This window comes from Amycolatopsis marina, assembly GCF_900111885.1.
Classification (GTDB): domain Bacteria; phylum Actinomycetota; class Actinomycetes; order Mycobacteriales; family Pseudonocardiaceae; genus Amycolatopsis; species Amycolatopsis marina.
In genome coordinates this window covers 22,720-46,841 of sequence record NZ_FOKG01000028.1, presented here as the reverse complement: position 1 = coordinate 46,841, position 24,122 = coordinate 22,720, and the positions used below count along the sequence as shown (strand labels likewise).

The following is a 24,122-nucleotide window of genomic DNA, read 5'->3' as shown; positions in this document are numbered from 1 at the left end:
CGTCACAAACGGCAGCCCAATCAGCAGTACCAGGCCGGACCCCGATGTCGGCCACGGTCCGCGCAACGGGCTACGACAGCGGCCGGACCTGCCGTGCCCGGGCGGTCTGCGCCGCTCCGACGCAGGCTTGAAGCCCGGCCGGTAAGCGAACGGTAAGAGACCCGGTCAGCGCCTGCGGCCGCCCTCGCGCCAGACCGCCCAGGTCAGCGGCACTCCTGGCCGGTAGGCCAGGTGGGTCACCGAGGGAGCGTCCAGCACCTGCAGGTCGGCCCGTGCACCCTGGCGCAGTACGCCGACAGCGCCGTCGCCGCTGTCCCTGCGCAGCGCGCGGGCTCCGCCCGCGGTCGCCGACCACACCGCCTCCGCGACGGACAACCCCATCTGCAGCACGGCTGTGGTGACACAGAACGCCATCGACGTCGTGTACGAACTTCCCGGGTTGGCGTTGCTGGCCAGCGCGACCGTCGCCCCCGCGTCGAGCAGCCTGCGCGCGGGGGCGAGTGGCTGCCGGGTGGAGAGATCGCAGGCAGGCAACAGCGTCGCCACGGTGTCGGAACCGGCCAGCGCCTCCACATCGGACTCGGAGAGGTACGTGCAGTGGTCGACGCTGGCCGCCCCGAGCTCCACCGCGAGGCGCACACCTGGCCCCTCCCCCAACTGGTTGCCGTGCACCCGCAGGCCGAGCCCCCGCCGTGCGGCGGCTTCCAGCACGCGCGCGGACTGTGCCTCGTCGAACGCGCCGGTCTCGCAGAACACGTCCGCCCAGCCGACACTACCGGCGACGGCGTCGAGCATCTCGCCACAGACCAGGTCTACATAGGACTCCGCGTCGGCTCCCGGGGGCACGAGATGCGCGCCAAGGAAAGTGACCTCGTCGGCCAGCTGGGCGGCGATTCCGGCCGAGCGCGCCTCGTCGGCAACGCTGAGCCCGTACCCGGTCTTCGTCTCGAGGCACGTGGTGCCCTGCCGCAGCGCCTCCTCGGTGTGCCTGCGCAGGTTAGCCAGCAACTCCTCGTCGCTCGCCTCCCTGGTCGCGGCCACGGTCACCGCGATCCCGCCCGCGGTGTAGGGCTTGCCGGACATCCGTGCCTCGAACTCGGCGGTCCGGTCGCCCGCGAACACCAGGTGGGTGTGGCTGTCGACCCAGCCGGGCAGCGCGGCCCTTCCGGCGACGTCCACCCGATCGTCGGCCACGGGAGCGTGGGCAGCGGCCCCGATCCACGCCACGCGGTCACCTTCCAGCACCAGAGCGGCATCACGCAGGACACCGAGTTCCGGATCATTCGTGGTCAGCTCGGCGATCCCGGTGACGAGTGTGGAGTTCGTCGAGTTCACTGCCACAGCTCCCCGATCTCCCTGGCCAGCGCCGACTCCGGATGCCGGATGAGTTGATGGGCCCGGTCGCGGACCACCCAGCGGCCCGCGACGAGAACGTCACGCACATCGGCCGAGGTCGCCGCGAACAGGGCGCCGTCCGGCGCGGTGCCCGCGGTCCGCACCGAGCCGAGGTCGACGCTGACGAGGTCGGCAGCCGCTCCCTCCACGATCCGGCCCGCCTCCGGCCAGCCGATCGCTCCGTGATCGGTCGCCGCTGCCATCAGCTCGTCCACTCCGAACCGCCCCCGGCGCTCCCCGGCGAGCCGTTCGTCCAGTTCCAGCGCTCTGGCCTCCTCGAACGGATCGATCACGGCGTGGCTGTCGCTGCCGAGGCACAGCCGGGACCCCGCGTCGGACAGCCCGCGTGCCGGGCCGATGCCGTCGCCCAGATCCCGCTCGGTGGTGGGGCACAGGCAGGAACGGGTGCCAGAGCGCCCGAGCTGACCGATGTCGTCGCCGGTCAGGTGCGTGGCGTGCACCGCGACGGTGTGCTCACCGAGCACTCCCGCTTCGGCGAGCAGGGTGGTCGGGGTGCGGCCGTGGCGGGCGAGGCACTGCGCGTTCTCGGCGCGTTGCTCGGAAAGGTGCACATGCAGTGGCCGCCCATCGGCCCACTCGGCGACCATCGGCAGCTGATCGGCGGGGACCGCGCGCACCGAGTGCACGGCGGCGCCGACCCGCACGTGCCCGGTCTCCGGCACGAACGCCTCCACCCGCTCCGCCCAGGCGTGGGCGTCCCCGTCACCGAACCGCAACTGGCGCTCGTCCAGTTCGGTACCGAATCCGCCGGTGAGGTAGCAGGTGTCGAGCAGGGTGAGCCGGAGGCCCGCGTCGGCCGCGGCCCGCACCAGCGCGGTGCTCATCGCGTTCGGGTCGTCGTACCGGTGTCCGCCCGGCGCGTGGTGCAAGTAGTGGAACTCGCCGACGCCGGTGTACCCGGCCAGCACCATCTCGGCGTAAACCGCGCGGGCAAGGCGGTAGTAGGAGTCGGGATCGAGCCGTTCGGCGATGTCGTACATCCGCTCGCGCCACGTCCAGAAGGTGCCCTGCTCACCGTGCGTCCGGCCGCGCAGCGCGCGGTGAAAGGCATGGGAGTGCCCGTTGGCCGCGCCGGGCATGGTCAGTCCATTGAGGATGGTTCCGGCCCTAGGCAGGTCGGCTTCCACCGACGTGATGCGGTCGCCGTCGATCTCGATGCGCACGCTCTCGGCCACCCCGTCCGGCAGCCAGGCGTACTCACACCAGAGCGTGCTGTGGTCGGCGGGCGAACGCGATGCGGGTTGTGTCATATCGCCGAATTCTCCAGTACGTCCGCAAGGGCCGCAGCTCCGCGTTCGACGTCGGCGGGCTCGGCGAACTCTTCGGGGGCATGGCTGATCCCGGTCGGGTTGCGCACGTACAACATCGCGGTCGGCACGTGCGCGGCGAGGATCGCGGCGTCGTGCCCGGCTCCTGTCGGCAGCGCGGGCACGCCACCGAGTACGTTGTCGAACTCGGCACGCAGGCCCGCGTCGAAGACGACGTCGTCCGAACACGACTCCTCGGTGACCGTGACGGAACAGCCCTCCTGCTCGGCCGCGTGCCGGGCGGCCTCCGCTATCTCGGTCACCATCGCCGGCGTCTTTCCTGAGCCGGGCACCCTGGCGTCCAGCCACAGGTCGACGCTCGAGGCGATCACGTTGGTGCCACCCGGTTTCGGCACCAGCCTGCCCACCGTGGCTCTGGCGTCCGGCCACGCCGCGGCCACCCTGCGGGCCGCGCCCACGACGGCTGCGGCCGGCAGCATCGGGTCCCTGCGATCGGCGAGCAGCGTCGCGCCCGCGTGGTTTCCCTGCCCGGAGAAGGAGAACCGCCACCGGCCGTGCGCGATCACGGTGCTGCCCAGCGCGACCGGTGCGTCCTGGTGGATCAACCCCCTGCCCTGTTCGACGTGCAGTTCGACGAACTGGCCGATGCGGCCCAGCACAGCGGGATCCGCCCCGAGCCGGGCCGGATCGAGCCCCGCGGACGCCGCGGCCTCGGCGAGGGTCGTGCCGTCGGCGTCGGTGAGCGCGCGGGCCCTGTCGGCGTCGATCGCCCCTGTCAGCAGCCGCGAGCCGAGGCACGGCACCCCGAAACGCCCGCCTTCCTCCTCGGCGAACACCACGACCGCGATCGGTTTGCTCGGGGCGACTCCCCTGGCCCGCAGCAGATCCACGGCGGCCAGCGCACTGACCACGCCCAGCGGTCCGTCGAACGCGCCGCCGCCGGGTACCGAATCGAGGTGGCTTCCGGTGACCAGCGCGTCCGGACCAGGCTGCCCCCACCAGGCCCACAGGTTGCCGTTGGCGTCGGTTTCGACTTCGAGGCCACGACGGGCGGCCTGTTCGGTGAACCACTCGCGCAGGTCCAGCTCGGCGGGCTCGAACACGTGCCGCGAGTAGCCGCCGCGCACGCCGTCCCGGCCGACGCCGTCGATGTCGCCGAGCAGCGACACCGCGCCTGCTCCGGTGCTCACGCCTGCTCCCGCATCGGGATCCGCACGCCACGCTCCTCGGCCACCTCGACGGCGTGGTCGTATCCCGCGTCGACATGCCGGATCACCCCGGTGCCGGGGTCGTTGGTCAGCACCCGCTCCAGCTTGCGTGCCGCGAGCTCGGTGCCGTCGGCGACGCACACCTGGCCCGCGTGGATGGAGCGGCCCATCCCCACGCCGCCGCCGTGATGGATGGACACCCAGCTCGCCCCCGACGCGGTGTTGAGCAGCGCGTTGAGCAGCGGCCAGTCGGCTATGGCGTCCGAGCCGTCGGCCATGCTCTCGGTCTCCCGGTAGGGCGAGGCGACACTGCCCGAGTCGAGGTGGTCACGACCGATGACCACCGGCGCGCTCAGCTCACCGCTGGCCACCATCTCGTTGAACTTCAGTCCCGCACGCGCACGCTCGCCGTAGCCCAGCCAGCAGATCCGCGAGGGCAGGCCCTGGAACTCGATCCGCTCGCCTGCCATCTTGATCCAGCGGACGAGGGACTCGTTCTCGCCGAACAGTTCCAGAATCGCGCGGTCGGTCGCCGCGATGTCGGCCGGATCGCCGGAGAGCGCTGCCCACCTGAACGGGCCCTTGCCCTCGCAGAACAGCGGACGGATGTATGCGGGTACGAACCCGGGGAAGTCGAAGGCCCGCGCACAGCCGCCGAGCTTGGCCTCCCCACGCAGGGAGTTGCCGTAGTCGAACACCTCCGCGCCCGCGTCGAGGAACCCCAGCATCGCGTCCACATGCTCGGCCATCGACTCCCGGGAACGGTCGGTGAACTCGTCCGGCTTCTTCGCGGCGTAGTCCTGCCAGTCGTCGAGGTCCACGCCCTTCGGCAGATAGGCGAGCGGGTCGTGTGCCGAGGTCTGGTCGGTGACGATGTCGACCTCGACGCCTCGGCGCAACAGCTCCGGCAGTACCTCGGCGGCGTTGCCGATCACGCCGACGGACAGCGCCCTTCGCTCCTTCTTCGCGGCGGCCACGCGAGTGATCGCATCGTCCAGATCGGTCGCCAGCTCGTCGAGGTAGCGATGCTGCACCCGCCGCTGCGCCCGCGCCGGATCACACTCGACGACGAGCGCGACACCGTCGTTCATCGTCACCGCGAGCGGCTGGGCGCCGCCCATCCCACCGAGCCCGGCCGTGACGGTGAGGGTGCCTGCCAGCGAACCGCCGAACTTCTTCTCGGCCACGGCGGCGAAGGTCTCGTAGGTGCCCTGCAGGATGCCCTGGGTGCCGATGTAGATCCAGGATCCCGCGGTCATCTGCCCGTACATGGTGAGCCCGAGTGATTCGAGCCTGCGGAACTCCGGCCAGGTGGCCCAGTCACCGACCAGGTTGGAGTTGGCGAGCAGCACCCTCGGCGCCCACTCGTGGGTCCGGAAGACGCCGACCGGCTTGCCCGACTGGACCAGCAGGGTCTCGTCGTCGTCCAGAGTGGTCAGGCACCGGGTGATGGCGTCGAAGCTGGCCCAGTTCCGGGCGGCCTTGCCGGTGCCGCCGTAGACCACCAGGTCCTCCGGACGCTCCGCGACCTCGGGATCGAGGTTGTTGTGGAACATCCGCAGTGCGGCCTCGGTCTGCCAGTTCTTCGCGGTGCGGTTGGTGCCGCGAGCCGCGCGAACCTCTCGGGTCATCGTTCCTCCACATACTGGGATACGGCGTCGAGCAGCGCGCCGGAGCGGACGAGCTCCTCGGCTGCGGCGATCTCGGGGGCGAGATGGCGGTCGGGACCGGGGCCGGGCACGGTCGCGCGCAACAGATCACGGGCGGCGGCGGTGGCCGGGGCCGGGCTCAGGGGCGCGCGGAAGTCCAGTGCGCGCGCCGCGGTCAGGTACTCGATCGCGAGCACGCTGGTGAGCCCGTCCACGGCACGGCGCAGTTTGCGGGCGGCGGCCCAGCCCATCGAGACGTGGTCCTCCTGCATGGCGCTGCTGGGGATCGAGTCCACGGAGGCCGGTACCGCGAGGCGCTTGAGTTCGCTGACGATCGCGGCCTGCGTGTACTGGGCGATCATGTGCCCCGAGTCGACGCCGGGATCGGCGGCGAGGAAGGCGGGCAACCCGTGGGAGCGGGACACGTCCAGCATCCGGTCGGTGCGTCGCTCGGCGATACCGGCCAGGTCGGCGACCGGGATCGCGAGGAAGTCCAGCGCGTAGGCCACCGGGGCACCATGGAAGTTGCCGTTGGACTCCACCCGCCCGTCGTCGAGCACCACGGGGTTGTCGACCGCGGCGGCCAGTTCCCGTTCGGCGACCAGCCCGGCGTGGTCCAGGGTGTCCCGGCCCGCGCCGTGCACCTGCGGCGCGCACCGCAACGAGTAGGCGTCCTGCACCCGAGGACAGTCCGGGCCCCGGTGGCTCGCGACGATCTCCGATCCGGCGAGTGCCGCCCGCATCCGCTCGGCGGAACGGGCCTGCCCCGGATGCGGGCGAAGCGCCTGCAGGTCGGCCGCGAAAGCGCGGTCGGTGCCGAGCAGTGCCTCGACGCTCATCGCCGCGGTCAGGTCCGCCACGTCGAACAACCGGTGCAGGTCTGCGGCGGCCAGGACCAGCATGCCGAGCATCCCGTCGGTCCCGTTGGTGAGCGCCAGCCCTTCCTTCTCCGCCAGCACCACGGGTTCGATCCCCGCGGCTCGCAGGGCGTCCCCCGCCGGGATCCGGGCGCCCTCCGCGTCGAACACCTCCCCCTCGCCCATCAGCGCGAGCGCGACGGCGGCGAGCGGGGCGAGATCACCGGAACAACCAAGCGAACCGTGCTCGTGCACGACCGGGGTGATGCCGGCGTTGAGGAGCGCGGCCAGCGTCCTGGCGGTGACCGGCCGGACACCGGTATGCCCGGAAGCGAGGGTCCGCAGCCGCAGCAGCATCATGGCGCGCACGACCTCCGGCTCGACTACGGCCCCGGCGCCCGCGGCGTGTGAGCGGATCAGGGAACGCTGCAGCTGGGCGCGGCTGTCCTCCGGGATGTGGCGGACGGCGAGCGCGCCGAAGCCGGTCGAGACGCCGTAGGTGGGTTCGGCCGCGCCTGCCAGCGCGTCGATGTGCTTGCGCGCCTCGCTGAGCGCGTGATCGGTCTGCTCGGCCAGGTGCACCTCGGCGCCGGCGCGGGCGACCGCGACGACATCGGCCGGGGTCACCGGCACGGAACCGAGAACGACGGTGTGGTCCATGTACCCATCCCAACCCGCGCCGGGGGCTGTGCACGAGCCCTCGATCGGGGAGACTGTCTGGAATACCAGACTCTTCGCGAGGTGATCATGGCGGCGAGCAGTGACGTACCCGCTCTGCGCAGGGGCCTTGCCGTGCTGAGCATGCTCTCGAGAAAGGCGGGCCCGGTCTCGGCCGCGGCGGTGTCCCGCGAACTCGGCCTGCCCAGGTCGACCACCTACCACCTGCTGGCCGAGCTCGAGGCGGCCGGATTCGTCACGCATCTGCCCGAGGAACGCCGCTACGGGCTGGGTATCGCCGCATTCGAACTCGGTTCGGCATACCTGCGCCATGAGCCATTGGAACGGCTGGCCGCGCCGCTGCTGCGGGTGCTGGTGGACCGGATCGGCCACAACGCGCACCTCGGTGTGCTGCACGGCAACGAGTCGCTGTACCTGATCAAGGAGCGCCCGGTCCGGCCGGAGACCCTGGTCACCGACGTCGGGGTCCGGCTGCCGGGGCAGCTCACGGCCTCGGGGCGGGCAATCCTGGCGTATCTGCCGGCGGCGCACATCCGGGCGCTGTTTCCGGCGGCCTCGGCGTTCGTCGACCGTACCGGCCGGGGGCCCCGCGGCCTGGCCGAACTGCGGCGGACTCTCGCCGCACACCGCAGGCTGGGCTGGGCGGTAGAGGACGGGAACGTGACGGCGGGCTTCGCCTCGGTCGCCCGGCCCGTGTTCGATCATGGCGGCCGACCACTCGCCGCGATCAGCGTGACGTTCCGCCACGTGTGCGAGGCCGAGCCGTGCGGGCGTACGTGGCCGGAACTGGCGGCGGAGGTCGCACGCACGGCAACGGAACTGACCGTCCGTCTCGGTGGGCGGGCTCCCTAGCGCACGTCGCCGGAACTGCCCGCGTCGACCAGTGTGCGTAGATCATCGGGCAGCGAGTCACGGACCTTGTCGAGTACGCCATCAGTCGCCTCGCCGAGCACGTCGAGCACCACTCGCGATCCGTACACCGCGTCCGGCACCTGCAGCTGGCCCCGGTCCGCGACCCGGTCGGCGATCGTCGCGGTCGAACCGCTCGCCGAAACCCGCGCCTCCCATGGTCACCGTGCGCCGCAGATGCTCACCGATCTCCTGCGGGAGCTGAGCCGCGACGTGCGTGGCGACCTGCTCCGGATTCCGCTCGCCGAGCGTCTCCGGCGAGCCGAAGACACAAACCGACAAGGCGACAATGCGCGCAGGGGCGGGGCTGCTGGCGTTTCAATCGGCAGCACGACCAGCAGATACGAAACCGGGACCGCACCCCGTGGGGTGCGGTCCCGGTTCCCTGAAGCCTTAAATCACAGCGGGGTGACGCCGGAGGCCTGCGGCCCCTTCTGTCCCTGCGTGATCTCGAACTGCACGCGCTGGTTCTCCTCGAGGGTACGGAATCCGTTGCCCTGGATCTCCGAGTAGTGCACGAAGACGTCAGCGCTGCCGTCCTCCGGAGCGATGAAGCCGAAGCCCTTTTCCGAGTTGAACCACTTCACGGTGCCCTGTGTCATTCTTTTTCTCCTGCTTTCAACAACTTCTTAACCTGCATACCTTCTGACATCTCCGATGCCGCCGAGACGACATCTCGGCCGACGTGCAGAACGGTGACTTCTACCGGTTGATGCCGGTGAAAAAGAACCGCTCGCAACTCTGTCTTGCGAGCGTGAGGACACGAACACAAAAACTACGACCGCTCCCTAGTCAACCACACACCGGCCGAACGCGACAGCCCGGGCGTCCTCAGACTCGGACACGGTCGCGTCACAGCTCACTCAGAGTCGCCCGACCGCCTGGTCAGTGGCAGAAATACCCTGACCAGGCAGGAGTCCGAGCATCGCCAGCATCTCGGCGCACTCCTCCGCGTCCTCACAATGGCTGGCGACCGTACGTGCGGCCTGTCCCGCCTGGACGCCGAGCCGGACCTTCTCCTCGGCTTTCACCCCTGCCAGCCATCCCTTGTCCTCGGCGGGATCGGGTCGTCCGATGTGCCGTGACCAGGCCATCTGTCACCTTCTCTTCCGGTGCGGTGTCATATGTCGACACCGGCACCACGAACGGGATTCATGCAACGCGTTCTCACCGGGGCGGGGCAGCGGGACACAAACCATCCGCAGGGGTATTCACTAATGCGGACATTCCCATCATGACACCCCCTCGCCCCGCCACAACCCCCGAATGCAAATTAGTTTCCGAAGTGACGCCCCGGGCTTCCGGTCCCACGCCAGGGAAGACACATGTTTTTGCGAAGCAACTTCGCCGGTCCCCCTCACGCGGCAGGTCGTCCACCACACCGGTGGTCCGGCGCGGCCCCGGCTGGGGTGCGGGGCTGTCCCCCACAGGACCCGTGAACAAGAAAGGCTCGCGCTCTCCGTGAGCGCGAGCCTTCCACTGGTGGAGGTGCCGGGAATCGAACCCGGGTCCTCTGGCGCCTCTCCAGGGCTTCTCCGTGCGCAGTTCGCTGTGCCTCTACTTGGCCCCATCGGTCACGCGAACAAGCCGATGTGACGGGCCCAGCCACTGTTGGTTTCCCAACCGGTCCCCGTGGCCGGAACCGGCGGTAAGCCTCCTAGCTGATGCCGGCAACCGGGTCGGAGGCGACCCCGGGCCGACAGTCCTCACTCTCGCTCAGGCGGCGAGAGCGAAGTCGCCACGCGTAGCGTTGGCGACCTGGACGCGCTCATTAGAGTTGGCGCATATTGATTTGCGATGACGCTTAACGGTGGTCTCTCGCCTGCACCGGCACGCTTCCCCTGAATCAACGTCCAAAGTCGAAACCGTTCACCCCCTAGGGCCTTGTGTCTCATGCAAAGTCAGGTCATTCACCGACGACATGCGGTCACGTGAACCTCACCCGTAGTCGACCGCCACGACACCCTCGGGGCTGCCCCGTCTGCCGACTTGTGAATAACCCTCCTTCACTACATCCACACCAGGATAACGCCCGGGGCAAGCCGGATAATTCCCGCGGCCCCCAACCGGCCCAGGTGGGGTTGTCCCCACCACACGAACGCCCGTCCACACCATCGTCCCACCGCGCCCACCAGGCCATTCTTGGTTCATGTCCCTCACGACAGGAAGGAGCCAGGTCATGGCCTCGGCACCCGCCTCGGCGCCCGCCCGCACCCGTCCCCCACTCCGCGGATCCGCGGCCTATCTGCTGCTGAACTTCCCGCTGGGCATCTTCTGGTTCGTGGCACTGGTCACCCTGATCGCGGTAGGCGTCTCCACCGCCATCATCTGGATCGGTGTGCCGATCGCCGCGTTCGCGGTGCTGCTCTGGCGCGGTGGCGCGCAAATGGAGCGGGCACGGGTGGCGACGTTCCTCGGCACGGTCGTCCCGATGCCCTACCGGCCCCTGCCGGAGGGCGGGCAGAAGGCACGCTGGACGACCCGGCTCCGCGATGCCGCGACCTGGCGTGACCTGGTCTACCTCGTCCTGCTGTTCCCCCTCGGCATCATCGAGTTCGTTCTGCTGATCACCTCATGGTCGGTCTCGCTGGCCCTGCTCACGCTGCCGATCTACTACCGCTACCTGCCCGAGGGCGCCTACTACTTCCCTGCCTGGGACGTTCGCTGGATCACTGTCGACTCGACCGTGGCCGCACTGCCGTGGGCGGCTCTCGGCGTCCTGTTCGTTGCCGTCACGGTCGTCCTCACCCGTGCGCTGGCCGGTATGCACGCCGGACTCGCCCGCACCCTCCTCGGCCCGACCGTTGGTCGCGCGCAGGAGATCGAGACCGACGACCTCTCCGCCACGCGGTCCACCAGCGCGGTGGCAGGATGGTGAACAGCACCATCGACACTGCTCATCCAGCGGGAGGCCATTCGATGGCCGAGAGCGGTATGGACATCGACCAGCGCCGGCCCTTCGCGGTGAACGCCATCGCCTTCATGATCGCCAGCTTCCCGTTACGGCTGCTTCAGTTCGTCCTCATCGTCGTCGGCGGCCTCGTCGGTCTCGCCACGGTCGTCATCTGGGTCGGCCTGCCGATCCTGCTCGGCACCACGGCGCTCGTGCGCTGGCTCGGTGATCTCGAGCGACGCTGGGCCCGGACCATGCTCGGCGTTCCGTTGCCCGACGCCGAACGCCTGCCCGCCGAAGGAAACCTCCTCCGGCGCTGGCGCATCCACCTGGTCGACTCCTCCACCTGGCGCGACCTCGCCTACCTGATGATCTGCTTTCCGGTGGGGGTACTGGAGTTCGCCGTCGGGCTGACCTCGATCATCCTGCTGCCGATGGCCATCTGGGTGGTGCCCTGGATCGGCTGGGCGCACGGCAGGCTGGCCATGGCCCTGCTCGGACCGGACCGCAGTCAGCGTCTCGAGCACAAGGCCGAGCGGCTGCAGGCGTCCCGCGCACGCGGCGTCGACGCCGCCGAGGCCGAGCGCAGGCGCATCGAACGCGATCTGCACGACGGCGCGCAACAACGCCTCGTCGCGGTGGCGATGAGCCTCGGGCGGGCCAAGTCCAAGCTCGACAAGGATCCGGAAGCGGTGCGCGCACTCATCGAGGAGGCACACTCCGACGCCAAGCTGGCGGTCTCCGAACTACGCGACCTCGCCAGGGGTATCTACCCGGCCGTGCTGGCCGATCGCGGCCTCGACGCCGCGCTGTCCGCGCAGGCCGCGAAGTCCCCGATCCGGGTCGACGTCTCCGTCGAGGTCGATCCGCGCCCGCCGGCGGCCGTGGAGACCACGGCCTACTTCATCGTCGGCGAGACACTCACGAACATCGCAAAGCATTCCGGAGCCACCGAGGCCAGGGTGCAGGTCTGGCGAACCGAGGACACCGTGACCGTCGAGGTCAGTGACAACGGCCACGGGGGCGCCGAGATGCGCCCGGGGGGTGGGCTCGCCGGCCTCGCCGATCGGGCTGCAACGATTGACGGCGTCATCACTGTCGTCAGCCCGCCAGCAGGTCCCACGGTGGTCCGTGCCGATCTGCCCTGCACCTGGTGAGCTGACCCATCACTGGGGAGTCACCTGATGCGTGTGGTCATCGCCGAGGATGCCGTCCTGCTACGCGCGGGGGTCCAGCGTCTGCTCGCGGACGAGGGGATCGACACGGTCGCGGCGGTGGACAACGGTGACGACCTGGTCGCCGCGATCGACCAGCACCGGCCGGACCTGGCCATCGTGGATGTGCGCATGCCGCCCACATTCACCGACGAAGGCCTGCGCGCCGCCTTCCGGGCCAGAGAGGTGGTCCCCGACCTGCCCGTGCTCGTGCTGTCGCAGTACGTGGAAGAGAGCTACGCCGTCGAACTGCTGTCCGCGGGAGCGGGCGGAATTGGTTACCTGCTGAAGGAGCGTGTCGCGGATGTCGCCGATTTCCTGGATGCGGTGCGCCGGGTCGCGGGTGGTGGCACCGCCATCGACCCCGATGTGATCGCGCAACTGATGGCACGCGGCCGGAAGAACCCGCTCGACGCGCTCACCGCGCGTGAGTCCGAAGTGCTCGGACTGATGGCGCAGGGACTGTCCAACACCGCCATCGCCAACACCCTCGTGGTCTCCCACGGTGCCGTGGAAAAGCACATCGGCAACATCTTCGCCAAGCTCGGGCTGGAGGCCAGCACCGAAGAACACCGGCGGGTTCGCGCGGTGCTGACGTACCTCGGACGGACCTGACAACGCGTCGGGAGCTGAGCTGAGCAGGGTAGATGCTGGCGGCGCGACCGCGTCCCGGGTTCTCGAACGGGGCACTGACAGACACCGTGCGCAACCATTCGGCCCATCGGGGATCACCCATCTGAGGGCGGCTCAGCCGCTGGCAGCTCACCTACGATTGTCGGACGCGAAGCAACGGGGAGACGGGTGAGGAGGGCTGACGATGACCGCGATGAGCGTGCGGTTCTTCGGAGGACCGCTCGACGGGAGGGTCCAGGACCTCGGCGAGGCCGAACCCGTCTGTGGCAGCGTGATGCGCCACGTCCATCTGCACGACGGCCCCAAGATCGAGACGCACTACCAACTCGGCTACACCGACCGCACGGGCTGGGAGTACCGGCTGTGCGGGCTGCCCGCGCCCGACGAGGTCGGCGAGCGGTAGGGAAGACCCTACCCGGGAACTACGGAAAAGCTGACTGCCAAGACTCCAGCTGGCACGGCTGTGCGGAGACCCCGCGCCGAGCAGGCTCTTGGGCATGCACACGTCCAGCACCAGCCCGTCCCGCGCAAGGGATCCGTTCCTCGATCTCGTTCGGACAGTGGCGATTCTCGCCGTCGTCGGACAGCACTGGATCATGCCGGTGCTCGGCTACGAGGATGCGACGATCACCACCGGCAACGCTCTCACCACGCCCGGCTGGTGGGTTTTCACCTGGCTCTCGCAGGTAATGCCGCTGGTGTTCTTCGCCGGTGGCGCGGCCAACCTGATCTCACTGGGACGCAGTCCGGGGGCACGGGTCTGGCTCGGTGCCAGGGTGCGGCGGCTACTGCTGCCCGTGCTGCCGCTGCTGGCCGTCTGGCTGGCGGTGCCCGAGCTGTTGCGTGAACTCGGTGTCGCCGAACAACCCCTACGGGTGGCCGGCGCCATCGCAGGCCAACTGCTCTGGTTCCTCGCCGTCTACCTGCTCACGGTGCTGGCGACTCCGCTGCTGGCCGCGGCACACCGCCGCTGGGGCCTGGCCGTGCCCTTCGCGCTCGCCGGAGCCGCCGCGCTGGTCGACATCGCCCGGTTCGCGGATGTCCCGCTGGTCGGCTACGCCAACGCGGTCTTCGTCTGGCTCGCGGTGCACCAGCTCGGCTTCCACTACGCGCAGGGGCGGCTGGGCACGTTGCACGGCCGCGGGGCGCTCGCTCTCGCGGCCGGCGGCTTCACGGTCACCGCGTTGCTGGTGCTCGCGGGACCGTACCCGGCCAGCATGATCGGCATGCCGGGAGCACCGATGTCCAACATGAGCCCACCTACCGTGCTGCTGACCTCCCTCGCCGTCGGCCAGATCGGCCTGCTGCTGGCCGCCCGACCCGCACTACACGCGCTGACGGCCCGGCCAGGCCCCCGTGCCGCGCTGTCGTGGCTCGGGCCCCGGTTCATGACCATCTACCTCTGGCACATGCCCGCGCTGATCGTGGTCGCGGGGGTGACCGTGCTCGGACTCGGCTACACCACACCGGACCCCGGTTCCCTGGGCTGGTTCGCGGCGACTCCGGTGTGGGTGCTGCTGGCCGGCGCGATACTGCTCGGTCTGCTCCAGGTCTTCGGCCGGTTCGAGGTCCGGCAGGTCGCGGTGCCCGCCACCGTGCCCGTGGCACAGCTGGCGGCGGCTGCGCTGCTGGGCTCCACCGGGTTGCTCGGCCTTGCCGCCAAGGGGTTCACCACCCCGGTCGGAGCGGGGTTACTCGGCGGCCCGCTGCCGTGGATAGCGCTCGTGCTGAGCGCCTACCTGCTCACCACCGCGCCGGTGCCGGCCCGCCAGGCCGGCCTACGACTACTGGACCGGTGCGTCACGACGTGGAACTCGGTACGCGGGGCGAGAGTCTGAGCAAGCGCCTGGGGGTGTCGTGCAGAACCGCACGCAGAAACGGCTCGCCGAGACGGTCGTCCTCGGCCCAGCCCGCGATCACCTGCAACTGTGCCGAGTAGGAGTACGGGATGTTCGGGAAGTCGCTACCGAGCACGATCCGCTCGGGCCATCGCGCCAGGCGGTTCGTCCAGTCCGGTGGCAGGGGTGTCGTGCTTTCGGTGAAGGGCACGCCGACCATCGTGGTGTCCAGGTACACGCGGGGGTACCGCTCGACCAGGTCGAACGCGGCCTCGTACTCCGGCATCGCGGCGTGCGCCAGCACCGCGGTCAGTCTGGGGTGGCGCGCGAGAACCTGCTCGAAGACGTCGAGGCCGGTGTGCACGCCACGCAGCGGTCCGTGGCCACAGTGGATCACCACGGGAACCCCGCTGTCCTCGAGCGCGCCCCAGACGGCGTCGAGCAGCGGGTCTCGCGGGTCGTAGCCGCCCACCTGGACGTGGGCCTTCACGCAACGGGCTCCTGCCCGCAGTGCCGAGTCCAGGTAGGAGGCGGCGCCCGGTTCGGGGAAGAACGTCGCGGTGGGCACCGCGTCCGGTTCCCGTTCGGCGAACTCCATCGCCCATGTCGTCAGCCACTCCGCCATCCCCGGCTTGTGCGGGTAGACCAGCGGCGCGAAGCGGGTGACGCCAATCCGGCGCAACGTCTCCAGGCGGTCCTGCTCCGACTGCCGGTAGTGAATCGGCCAGGCCATTCCGTAGTTCTGTTCGGCCCGGTCGAAGTAGGCCCACACCTTCCGCAGCACGGACTCGGGCAGGAAGTGGACGTGCATGTCCACGATGCCGTCCAGGCCGACGGAACGCAGCCAGGGGCGGACGTCCTCATCGGACCGTGGCCGCGCTGTGCCTGCGGCGGACTCCGACAGGGTCACCTGCCGTACTTGCCCTTCACCGCGCGGCCCATCGCCCGCTCGACTTCCTTCCTGGCGTCACGCTTGGCGATGTCCTGGCGTTTGTCGTAGGCCTTCTTGCCCCTGGCCAGCGCGATCTCGACCTTGACCTTGCCGTCCTTGAAGTACATCGACAGCGGGACCAGGCTCAGACCGCTCTCCTTGGTCTTGCCGATCAGCCGCTCGATCTCGCCGCGATGCAGCAGCAGCTTGCGATGCCGCCGTGCCTCGTGGTTGGTCCAGGTGCCGTGGGTGTACTCCGGGATGTGCACGTTACGCAGCCACACCTCGCCGTCGTCGACGGTGGCGAAGGCGTCGACCAGCGACGCCTTACCGGCGCGCAGGCTCTTCACCTCGGTACCCACCAGAACCAGTCCGGCCTCGTAGGTGTCCAGGATCGAGTAGTCGTGCCGAGCTTTGCGGTTCGACACGATCACCTTGCGGCCGATTTCCTTGGGCATAGCGCAACTCTACGTGTTCGATTTCCAGGTCGCAGCTGGGTTGATCTCGGTGGCCGGGTGACGGGCGGGCCCAGTGGCGCGAAGCGCCTAGTGGCGGACGTAAAGGCGGAGCGTGACGTACCCGGTGACGGCGGAGATCAGCACCGAGACCCCGAGCAGGATGGGCGCCACGGGGAACAGCACGTCCAGCAGGGATATCTGCGGAATGATCCCGCCGGTCGCGGCGAGTACCGGTTCGAAGAACGTGAACTTGCCCGCGATCAGCAGACCGATCGACAGGACCGCGCCGATGAGACCGGCGACGACCGCTTCGAGCAGGAACGGCAGCTGGGTGTACCAGCGGGTCGCGCCGACCAGTCGCATGATGCCGACCTCGGTGCGGCGGGTGAACGCGGACAGCTGGATCGTGTTGGAAATGAGCAGCAGTGCGGCCGCCGCCTGAATGAGGGCGACGATGAAGGTCATGTCGCGCACGCTGTTCAGCACACCGAAGAAGCTGTCCAGGAACTTGTTCTGATCGTTGATGTCGTTCACCCCGGGCTGACCGGAGTACTCCTGCACGATCACTTCGCTGCGTTCCGGATCGAACAGCTTCACCTGCAAGGACGCGGGCAGCGACTCGGGCCTGGCGAGTTCCACGAGTTCGGGCTGGCCCTCGAAGATCTGCTTGAACCGCTCGAAGGCCTCTTCCCGGTTCTCGAACACCACGGACTCGACGGCCGGGTTGCTCTCCAGCTGCTGGCGCAGCGACGCGCACGGCTCCTGGGAACAGGTCGGGTCATTGGCGCTGACGTCGGAGGTGAGGTTCACCGACACCTCGACGTCGTCGAGGTAGCTCACCTTCATCTTGTCGATGGTCTTGACGACCAACAGGCCACCGCCCAGCATCGCGAGCGAGATCGCCGTGGTGAGGATCATCGCGATGGTCATGGTGACGTTCCGGCGCAAGCCGGTGATGACCTCGCTGAACACGAAACTGGCACGCATCGGGGCGGATATCCTTGGGTCGGGGGTAACGGGGTGGGGCGGGTCGCGCTGAGCGTACGACGGGCGGTCAGCGGCCCACGCCGTACACACCTCGCTTGTCATCGCGGATGACCTTGCCGAGCTGCAACTCGACGACGCGACGGCGCATGGAGTCCACGATCGAGTGGTCGTGGGTCGCCATCAGCACGGTCGTACCTGTGCGGTTGATGCGCTCGAGCAGCAGCATGATGTCCTGGCTGGTGTCCGGGTCCAGGTTTCCGGTCGGCTCGTCGGCCAGCAGGACCAGCGGCCGGTTGACGAACGCCCGTGCGATCGCCACCCGCTGCTGCTCACCACCGGAGAGTTCGTTGGGCATGCGGTCGGCCTTGCCGTCCAGGCCGACCAGCTCGAGCACCTCCGGCACGACCTTCGTGATGGTGTGTTTCGGCTTCCCGATGACCTCGAGTGCGAACGCGACGTTCTCCGACACGGTCTTGTTGGCCAGCAGCCGGAAGTCCTGGAACACGCAGCCGATCGTCTGGCGCAGTCGGGGGATCCTGCGCCGGGCCATCTTCGCCACGTCGAAGTTGGACACGAAGACACGGCCCTTGCTCGGCACTTCCTCGCGTAGCAGCAGCCGGAGGAACGTCGACTTACCCGAACCCGATGGGCCGATCAGGAAGACGAACTCGCCCTTGTCCACCTCGACGGACACACCGTCGAGCGCTGGACGCGTCGACGTCTTGTAGGCCTTGGAAACACTTTCGAGCCGGATCACGGTGGGTCATCCTACTCATGTCACCCGTTAAGCCCTGGTTGCCTCCGTTCGGACGCTCCCGAGCCAGCCCTACCGGACCCCGAATTACGGTCAGGAGTTGGCGTCCATGGACTGCTTGCGCCAGCGGATGCCGGACTCGAGGAAGCCGTCGATGTCGCCGTCGAGCACCGCGGACGGGTTGCCGACCTCGAACTCCGTCCGCAGGTCCTTGACCATCTGGTACGGGTGCAGCACGTAGGAGCGCATCTGGTTACCCCAGCTGGAGCCGCCGTCCTTGAGCGCGTCCAACTCGGCGCGGTCCTGCTCCTTCTGTCGCTGCAGCAGCTTGGCCTGCAGCACCTTCATCGCGGCCACCTTGTTCTGCAGCTGCGACTTCTCGTTCTGACAGGAGACGACCACACCGGTCGGGATATGGGTGAGCCGGACCGCGGAGTCCGTGGTGTTCACGCTCTGGCCGCCCGGGCCGGACGAGCGGTACACATCGACCCGGATGTCCTTCTCCGGGATGTCGATGTGGTCGACCTCCTCGACCTCCGGCATCACCTCGACGTGCGCGAACGAGGTCTGCCTGCGGCTCTGGTTGTCGAACGGCGAGATCCGCACCAGCCGATGGGTGCCCTGCTCGACGGAGAGCGTGCCGTACACGTACGGCGCCGTGACCTTGAACGTGGCCGACTTGATGCCGGCCTCCTCCGCGTAGGAGATGTCGTAGACATCTGTCGGATAGTCGTGACGCTCGGCCCAGCGCAGGTACATGCGCAGCAGCATCTCGGCCCAGTCGGCGGCGTCGACACCGCCTGCTTCGGACCGGATGGTGACCACCGCGTTGCGGTCGTCGTACTCACCGGACAGCAGGGTGCGGACCTCGAGCAGATCGACCTCTTTGGCCAGCTGCGCCAGGTCCTGCTCCGCCTCGGTCACGCTCGCCGCGTCACCCTCGTCCTTGGCCAGCTCGTGCAGCACGGCCAGGTCGTCGAGCCGCTGGCGCAGTTCGGTGACCTTGCGCAGCTCGGCCTGCCGGTAGGAGAGCTGGCTGGTGACCTTCTGCCCGGACTCCGGGTCGTCCCACAGGGACGGGTCGGACGCCTGCTGCTCGAGGTCGGCGACCTGCGCGCGCAGCGTCTCGAGATCCATCACCGACTCAACCTGGGTCAGTTTGCCGGTGACGTCCTTCAGGCCTGTTTCGAAGTCAGCACTCACGCCGGACAAGGTTACGGCAAATCCCCCGGCCGCCTTCGGCACACCGCCCTGAAGCGGCCGGGGGACGCCGTCGGATCACTGCGTCTTGGTCGTGCGTCTTGGTCGTGGTTCGGGTAATTCACCGCAGACAGTCACCGCGATCATGCGACTCACCTGCAGTCATTCGTCGCGAGCTACCCCTACTGCGGCGAAACAGCATGCCGCAGCGGAGCCCTCTCCGGGGCAGCCCCGCCGAATGACTTGTGAACAACCCTTACTGGGCTGCGATCGTGTCCAGCAGTTTGAGCGCCGCCTTCGCGTGCGCCTGACCGAAGTCGGCCACCGCCTTGGTGACGGGGTCGCCCGCGGCCTTGACCGCTGCCTTCGCCGCGTCGAGCTCCTCGCTGTACACGGCGCGGGCCGAGTCGAACAAGGCGGCCCGCTGCTTGGCTGTCAACGATCCGGCGTGGACCAGGCGCAGAATGAGCGGGCTGCGCAGGTGGTCGGGGCCGGCATCGGAAACGAGCCAGGCCTTGAAGGCCTTCTTCCCGGCTGCGGCGATGACATATTGCTGGCTTGAGCGCGGCCCCTGCTTACCAAGGCGGACAAGGCCTTCCTTGGCCAGAGCTGGAAGCTCCCGGTAGACCTGGCTCCGGGTCACGCTGAAGAACGCACCGAAGCGTTCATCGGCGGCCGCGACGAGCTCACCACCCGTGGCGGGACCGTCGTGGAGCAGGCCAAGCAGTGCTGCGGCAGTTGCATTCAAATCGGACACGTGTCTACCGTGCCATGTTTTTCCATATCTGTCCACAGTGGTCTACCTCGAAGTCCACTGTGGAACCCTCCGAACGTCGGTAGGGACACCCGAACGGAGCATGCGATGGCCCCGTTCGCCGAGTCTCAATGCACGCGGCATGCAAATCGGACACCAAACGGCCCAACCCGCCCGATCATCTGCCCCACAACGAACGATCCACCGCACTTTCCCAAAAAAGTGCGGGTGGCCGCTCAACCCCACTCGAGCCACCAGGCCAGCCGACAAGGCCCCAGAACACCACAAAAAAGGGCCTGGCCTGCGTTTCCGCAGGCCAGGCCCTCAATCTTTGTAGCGGGGACAGGATTTGAACCTGCGACCTCTGGGTTATGAGCCCAGCGAGCTACCGAACTGCTCCACCCCGCGTCGTTGTGTGTACACACCATACCCCGCCCCTCCAGACGCCCAACACCGCCCCCCACTAACCCCCGGAACCATCACCGGCAATCGCGCCCAGCCACCGGGGGGGCAAGGGGGCGAAGCCCCCAACAAGGGGATCCGGGGGACGGAGCCCCTCAGGACGGGGTCTGGGGGCTGCGCCCCCAGGGCAATACGAAAGAGGCCCGCCCTGCGTTTTCCGCAGGCACGGGCCTCCTACCTCTGTAGCGGGGACAGGATTTGAACCTGCGACCTCTGGGTTATGAGCCCAGCGAGCTACCGAACTGCTCCACCCCGCGTTGGTGAAACCCACCTTACGCCCCCGTTTACCGGGGACGCAAAGTGGGTGTCACTCACGTGACGCGGCTCATCCGCCGCCCTGCGCTTCTTCCCAGCGCCGGGCTGCCGCGTCCAACTCGGCCAGTGCGGCACCCTGTGCGTCGAAGTCACCGGACTGCTGAGCGTTCTTCAGCTTCGTCAGCGCCGCCTGGATGTCGGCCGTGGCTTGGTCCAGCTCGGTGCCGCCCGGCTCCCCGTCGGCGGGCGGAGTGCCCTGGTTATCGGTCTCCGGAGGTGGCGTGTCCTCGTTCTCGTCCGGTGTGGTGTCAGGAACACCACCCTGTTCCGGGCCGGTGGCAACGTCCCCTGTGCCCTCGCCGAAGACCTGGTCCAGCGCTCCGCTCAAGGTCGAGGAGAAACCGATCTTGCCCCCGTAGGACACGAGTACGCGGGCCAGCTGCGGGTAGCTGTTCTCGTTCTTCTGGCGGATGTAGACCGGTTCCACGTAGAGGAACCCGCCCGCGACGGGCAGTGTCAACAGGTTTCCGTAGATCACGTTGATCTGCGGGTTGTTGAACAGGGTCCGCTCCTGCGCGACCCGCGGGTCACTCTGGAACCGGTTCTGTACCTGCACGGGGCCCTCTACCTGACTGCCCGCATCGCCGCCTGTGGGCAGCCGCAGCACCCGCATCGTGCCGTAGTCCTCGGGGTCGGAGGACACCGAGACCCACGCTGCCAGATACTGCCGTCGCAGTGGCGTGAGCGAACTGGTGATCTGGAAGGTCGGGCTGTCCTGCCCCGGTGCTTCGGCAAGCAGGTAGTAGGCGGGCTGGTTCGGCCCCGATGCGGCGGCGTTCGGGTCGGCCGCGCCATCCTGGGTCGGGTCGACCGGAACGTCCCAGAACGTCTCGGTGCTGTAGAACTCCCTCGGGTTCTGCACGTGGTACTTGGTGAGCAGTTCCCGCTGAACCTTGAACATGTCCTCCGGGTAGCGGAAGTGCGCCCGCAGCTCCGGCGTGATCTCCGAGGTCGGCTTCACGACGCCGGGGAAGACGTTCCGCCACGCCTTCAGCACCGGCTCCTCGTCGTCGAGGGAGTACAGGCTGACCGTGCCGTCGAACGCGTCAACGGTGGCCTTCACCGAGTTCCGGATGTAGTTGATCGTCTCCGGCTGCTGCCGGGCGACTCCGGACAGGGAGTCCTGCGTCGCGTCGTCCAGCGCCGTCTGCTGGGCGTACGGGTAGTTGTTGATCGTGGTGTAACCGTCCACAATCCACTTGATCTTCCCGTCGATCACCGCGGGGTAGGGGTCACCGTCGACGGTCAGCCACGGAGCCACCTTTTCGACCCGATCGCGAGGGTCGCGGTTGTACATCATCTTCGAGCCTTCGCTGATGGCGTCGGAGAAGAGGATGTTGCGCTCGCCCTCCTTGGCGGCGAACACCAGGCGGTTGAACCAGTTGTCGATCGGCACACCGCCCTCGCCGGTGTAGAGGTAGCTGCTGTCACTGGCGGTGTCGTACTCGCCGGGCGCCTGGCCTTCCTGACCACCGACGATGGCGTAGTCCGTCGTCAGCTCGCCGTAGTAGATCCGCGGCTCGGTGACCTCGATGCCCTGTGCGCCAGTGGGGTTCTGCGTGTCACTGGTTCCGGCGACGGGGTAGCCACCCTCGCTGTCCGCACCCTCGACGGCCCGGTCGATGGTGTTGGCCGGTGCGGCGACGAAGCCGTTTCCGTGGGTGTAGCGAAGATGCCGGTTGATCCAGCTGCGCTGGTTCTCCGCGAGACCGCTGGTCTTGATCTCCTTCGCGGCCACGATGTAGTCCTGCAACTCGCCGTCGACCTCGTACCGGTCGATGTCCAGCTTCTCCGAGAAGCCGTAGAAGTTCTCCCGGCCGACACGCTGGGTGAAGGTCGGTTCGAGCACGCCGGGGTCGAGCAGCCGGATGTTGGAGATGGTGCCGGTCTCCGACCGCACCTCCTCGGGCGAGGCCTCGGTTGTCCCCGAATAGTCCTCGTATTTGACGTCCTGCAGACCGAACGCCGCTCGCGTGGCGTCCATGTTCCGCTGGATGGATTCGGACTCCTTCTCGATGGCGTTCGGCTTGACCTCGAACTGCTCGAGCACGGCGGGCCAGGCGACCCCGACCAGAATGCCGGACAGCAGCAGCAGCACGAGCGCGATCGCGGGCAGCTGGACGTTACGCAGGAACGCGCCGACGAAGAAGGCGATCGCGACGAACAGCGAGATGCAGAGCAGGATCCACTTGGCAGGCAGCCTTGCGGCGAGGTCGGTGTAGGTGGCGCCGGTGAACAGCTCGTTGCCGTCCGACATCAGCAGGTTGTAGCGGTCGAAGAAGTACTCGACCGCCTTCAGCAGTACGAACACACCGACGAGAATCGCCAGCTGCACCCGGGCTGGGCCGGCAATCGTTCCGCCCTTGCCCGCGAGCCGGATGCCACCGAAGAGATAGTGCGCGCCGAGCGCGGCGAGGAAGGACACGACGACCGCGACGAACAGCCAGCCGATGATCCAGTTGTAGAACGGAAGGCTGAACGCGTAGAAGCCGATGTCCAAACCGAACTCGGGGTCCGTCTGCCCGAAGCTGGTGCCGTTGAAGAACAACCGCACCCGCTCCCAGTCGTTCTGGGCACTCGCGCCGGCGATCAGTCCCACCAGCACCGGAATACCGATGCCGAACAACCGGATCCGGCTCACCACTGTCGTCCGATATCGGGCGACCGGATCGTCCGCGCCGGAGACCGGGACGAAGACCGGGCGGGTTCGGTAGGCGATCCACAGGCTCAGCGCCACCAAACCGCCGACCAACGCCGCGACGGCGAAGAACAGCACGACTCGGGTGATCACCACTGTGGTGAACACGCCACGTGCTCCTACTTCACCGAACCACAGCCAGTCCACGTAGGTGTCGAGCAGCCGGGCGCCGAGCAACAACGCCAGTACGACCACTCCGCCAAGGATCAGCAGGAGTCGGCTGCGCCGGGACAGCTTCGGTAAGCTCACGGGGGGCCGAGTGGCCACTGCACACGCTCCAGATGTCGTGATCTACTTCGTGGGGGCGCGGGCCTCAGCGAGCGTCCCCTGATTACTTAACTCTACGGATTCGTACCAGAGTTCCGAGTAAAGCCTCTCAAATCGGACTCGGGTGCGGCATGGCCGGGTCGTTCCTGCCACGATGTCGCCATGCCAGACAGCGAACAGCAGGCAGAAGTGAACCAGTCGATGCAACCGAGTGTGGCCGCGCTGGCCCGCGAAGTCGAGGACTTCGTGGGCTCGGCGGGTTGGGATCAGGCGCCCCAGTTGTTCGCCCTGGTTCCCACGGCCGAGCTGCTCAGCCAACAGCCCGAACTCGCCGCGCAACTGGATGCGGCGTCACCGCTGACACCCGTCGCACAGGACGAGCTTCCGGAGGGCGACCTCGCCGAGGCACTCGGGCGGATCGCGTGGCCCGAGGCGGTGCACGGATGCGCGCTGGCGCAGGAGATCATCGTGCTCCCCCCGGACGCGGAAGAGGAACTGCCCGGAGGCGGCCACGGTGATGACGACGCTCAGCGGCTGCGGCAGGCCGCTGCCGACCATCCGAGGCGCACCGAGGCCAGGCTCGTGGCCGCCGTGCTGCGCGACGGCAGTGCCGCCTGCGTGATGCGGCTGCGTGGTCTGGGCGAAGGGGACAGTGTCGATGAGATCATCGAGCATCCCGAACTGGCGCCCAATCTCGTGGACGCATTGAAGGCGACCTTCGCGCCGTAGCCGG

The 24,122-nt window shown here is 68.4% G+C and carries 21 protein-coding genes, 2 tRNA genes, 1 other RNA gene and 1 pseudogene; 7 read left to right on the top strand and 18 right to left on the bottom strand.

Features of this window, described 5'->3' with window-relative positions:
- Positions 1–165: 165 nt before the first annotated feature.
- From hutI to hutH, 5 genes are read right to left on the bottom strand one after another with little or no spacing between them, the layout of a single operon-like run.
- Positions 166–1,335, bottom strand: a complete 1,170-nt coding sequence (gene hutI / locus BM199_RS29710; RefSeq protein ID WP_091678577.1) for an imidazolonepropionase — start codon at positions 1,333–1,335, stop codon at positions 166–168.
- Positions 1,332–2,666, bottom strand: coding sequence for a formimidoylglutamate deiminase (locus BM199_RS29705; protein WP_091678574.1), 1,335 nt, complete (start codon positions 2,664–2,666; stop codon positions 1,332–1,334). The genes hutI and BM199_RS29705 overlap by 4 nt, the downstream gene beginning before the upstream one ends.
- Positions 2,663–3,874, bottom strand: a complete 1,212-nt coding sequence (locus BM199_RS29700; RefSeq protein ID WP_177242852.1) for an allantoate amidohydrolase — start codon at positions 3,872–3,874, stop codon at positions 2,663–2,665. Before BM199_RS29700 ends, BM199_RS29705 begins: the two co-directional genes overlap by 4 nt.
- Entirely contained in the window at positions 3,871–5,523 is a 1,653-nt protein-coding gene (gene hutU / locus BM199_RS29695) for a urocanate hydratase (RefSeq protein WP_091678571.1), read from the bottom strand. Before hutU ends, BM199_RS29700 begins: the two co-directional genes overlap by 4 nt.
- A complete protein-coding gene (gene hutH, locus BM199_RS29690; protein ID WP_091678569.1) occupies positions 5,520–7,058 on the bottom strand; it encodes a histidine ammonia-lyase in 1,539 nt (512 codons plus the stop codon). Before hutH ends, hutU begins: the two co-directional genes overlap by 4 nt.
- Before the next feature lie 87 nt (positions 7,059–7,145).
- Here hutH and BM199_RS29685 point away from each other — a divergent pair, with 87 nt between their 5' ends.
- A complete protein-coding gene (locus BM199_RS29685; RefSeq protein WP_091678567.1) occupies positions 7,146–7,928 on the top strand; it encodes an IclR family transcriptional regulator in 783 nt (260 codons plus the stop codon).
- Here BM199_RS29685 and BM199_RS29680 read toward each other — a convergent pair.
- The 4 genes and pseudogenes from BM199_RS29680 to ssrA all read right to left on the bottom strand — a co-directional run.
- Positions 7,925–8,240: pseudogene (locus BM199_RS29680) on the bottom strand (DUF2267 domain-containing protein); the annotation flags it as partial. The gene BM199_RS29685 and the pseudogene BM199_RS29680 overlap by 4 nt on opposite strands.
- 143 nt (positions 8,241–8,383) lie before the next feature.
- Complete coding sequence (cspE, locus tag BM199_RS29675) at positions 8,384–8,587, bottom strand: transcription antiterminator/RNA stability regulator CspE (RefSeq protein ID WP_091678561.1); 204 nt, start codon at positions 8,585–8,587, stop codon at positions 8,384–8,386.
- Positions 8,588–8,848: 261 nt separating this feature from the next.
- Positions 8,849–9,079 carry a hypothetical protein gene (locus BM199_RS29670; protein WP_091678559.1) on the bottom strand — a complete coding sequence of 77 codons (231 nt, stop codon included), beginning with the start codon at positions 9,077–9,079 and terminating at the stop codon, positions 8,849–8,851.
- A gap of 386 nt (positions 9,080–9,465) precedes the next feature.
- Positions 9,466–9,862: a transfer-messenger RNA gene (ssrA, locus tag BM199_RS29665) on the bottom strand.
- A gap of 302 nt (positions 9,863–10,164) precedes the next feature.
- Here ssrA and BM199_RS29660 point away from each other — a divergent pair.
- The 5 genes from BM199_RS29660 to BM199_RS29640 all read left to right on the top strand — a co-directional run bounded on the left by BM199_RS29660 (position 10,165) and on the right by BM199_RS29640 (position 14,563).
- Positions 10,165–10,863 carry a sensor domain-containing protein gene (locus BM199_RS29660; RefSeq protein WP_091678557.1) on the top strand — a complete coding sequence of 233 codons (699 nt, stop codon included), beginning with the start codon at positions 10,165–10,167 and terminating at the stop codon, positions 10,861–10,863.
- A gap of 56 nt (positions 10,864–10,919) precedes the next feature.
- Positions 10,920–12,035, top strand: a complete 1,116-nt coding sequence (locus BM199_RS29655; RefSeq protein WP_425425616.1) for a sensor histidine kinase — start codon at positions 10,920–10,922, stop codon at positions 12,033–12,035.
- 27 nt (positions 12,036–12,062) lie between these two features.
- Positions 12,063–12,707: a response regulator transcription factor gene (locus BM199_RS29650; protein WP_091678554.1), complete on the top strand. Its 645-nt coding sequence runs from the start codon at positions 12,063–12,065 to the stop codon at positions 12,705–12,707.
- Positions 12,708–12,909: 202 nt separating this feature from the next.
- Positions 12,910–13,128, top strand: a complete 219-nt coding sequence (locus tag BM199_RS29645; protein ID WP_091678552.1) for a hypothetical protein — start codon at positions 12,910–12,912, stop codon at positions 13,126–13,128.
- Between the two features lie 94 nt (positions 13,129–13,222).
- Positions 13,223–14,563, top strand: a complete 1,341-nt coding sequence (locus BM199_RS29640; RefSeq protein WP_091678549.1) for an acyltransferase family protein — start codon at positions 13,223–13,225, stop codon at positions 14,561–14,563.
- Here BM199_RS29640 and BM199_RS29635 read toward each other — a convergent pair.
- The 9 genes from BM199_RS29635 to BM199_RS29595 form a co-directional block, all read right to left on the bottom strand.
- Positions 14,526–15,407, bottom strand: coding sequence for an amidohydrolase family protein (locus BM199_RS29635; protein ID WP_425425615.1), 882 nt, complete (start codon positions 15,405–15,407; stop codon positions 14,526–14,528). The two genes, BM199_RS29640 and BM199_RS29635, sit on opposite strands and share 38 nt — an antisense overlap.
- A gap of 62 nt (positions 15,408–15,469) precedes the next feature.
- Positions 15,470–15,952: an SsrA-binding protein SmpB gene (gene smpB / locus BM199_RS29630; RefSeq protein WP_091678546.1), complete on the bottom strand. Its 483-nt coding sequence runs from the start codon at positions 15,950–15,952 to the stop codon at positions 15,470–15,472.
- An 87-nt stretch (positions 15,953–16,039) separates the two neighbouring features.
- Positions 16,040–16,939: a permease-like cell division protein FtsX gene (gene ftsX / locus BM199_RS29625; protein WP_091678544.1), complete on the bottom strand. Its 900-nt coding sequence runs from the start codon at positions 16,937–16,939 to the stop codon at positions 16,040–16,042.
- Positions 16,940–17,006: 67 nt separating this feature from the next.
- Entirely contained in the window at positions 17,007–17,696 is a 690-nt protein-coding gene (ftsE, locus tag BM199_RS29620; protein WP_091678541.1) for a cell division ATP-binding protein FtsE, read from the bottom strand.
- Between the two features lie 90 nt (positions 17,697–17,786).
- Positions 17,787–18,896, bottom strand: coding sequence for a peptide chain release factor 2 (prfB, locus tag BM199_RS29615; RefSeq protein ID WP_091678537.1), 1,110 nt, complete (start codon positions 18,894–18,896; stop codon positions 17,787–17,789).
- A gap of 253 nt (positions 18,897–19,149) precedes the next feature.
- Positions 19,150–19,650 (bottom strand): helix-turn-helix transcriptional regulator, encoded by a 501-nt coding sequence (locus BM199_RS29610; protein ID WP_091678535.1) that lies wholly within the window; start codon positions 19,648–19,650, stop codon positions 19,150–19,152.
- A 331-nt stretch (positions 19,651–19,981) separates the two neighbouring features.
- Positions 19,982–20,055 (bottom strand) — tRNA-Met (locus BM199_RS29605).
- Between the two features lie 237 nt (positions 20,056–20,292).
- Positions 20,293–20,366, bottom strand: a tRNA-Met gene (locus tag BM199_RS29600).
- A 68-nt stretch (positions 20,367–20,434) separates the two neighbouring features.
- The gene (locus BM199_RS29595; protein ID WP_091678532.1) at positions 20,435–23,389 is read right to left on the bottom strand and encodes a UPF0182 family protein; all 2,955 of its coding nucleotides are present in this window, start codon (positions 23,387–23,389) and stop codon (positions 20,435–20,437) included.
- A 162-nt stretch (positions 23,390–23,551) separates the two neighbouring features.
- Here BM199_RS29595 and BM199_RS29590 point away from each other — a divergent pair, with 162 nt between their 5' ends.
- Positions 23,552–24,118, top strand: a complete 567-nt coding sequence (locus BM199_RS29590; protein ID WP_091678530.1) for a PPA1309 family protein — start codon at positions 23,552–23,554, stop codon at positions 24,116–24,118.
- Positions 24,119–24,122 lie beyond the last annotated feature (4 nt).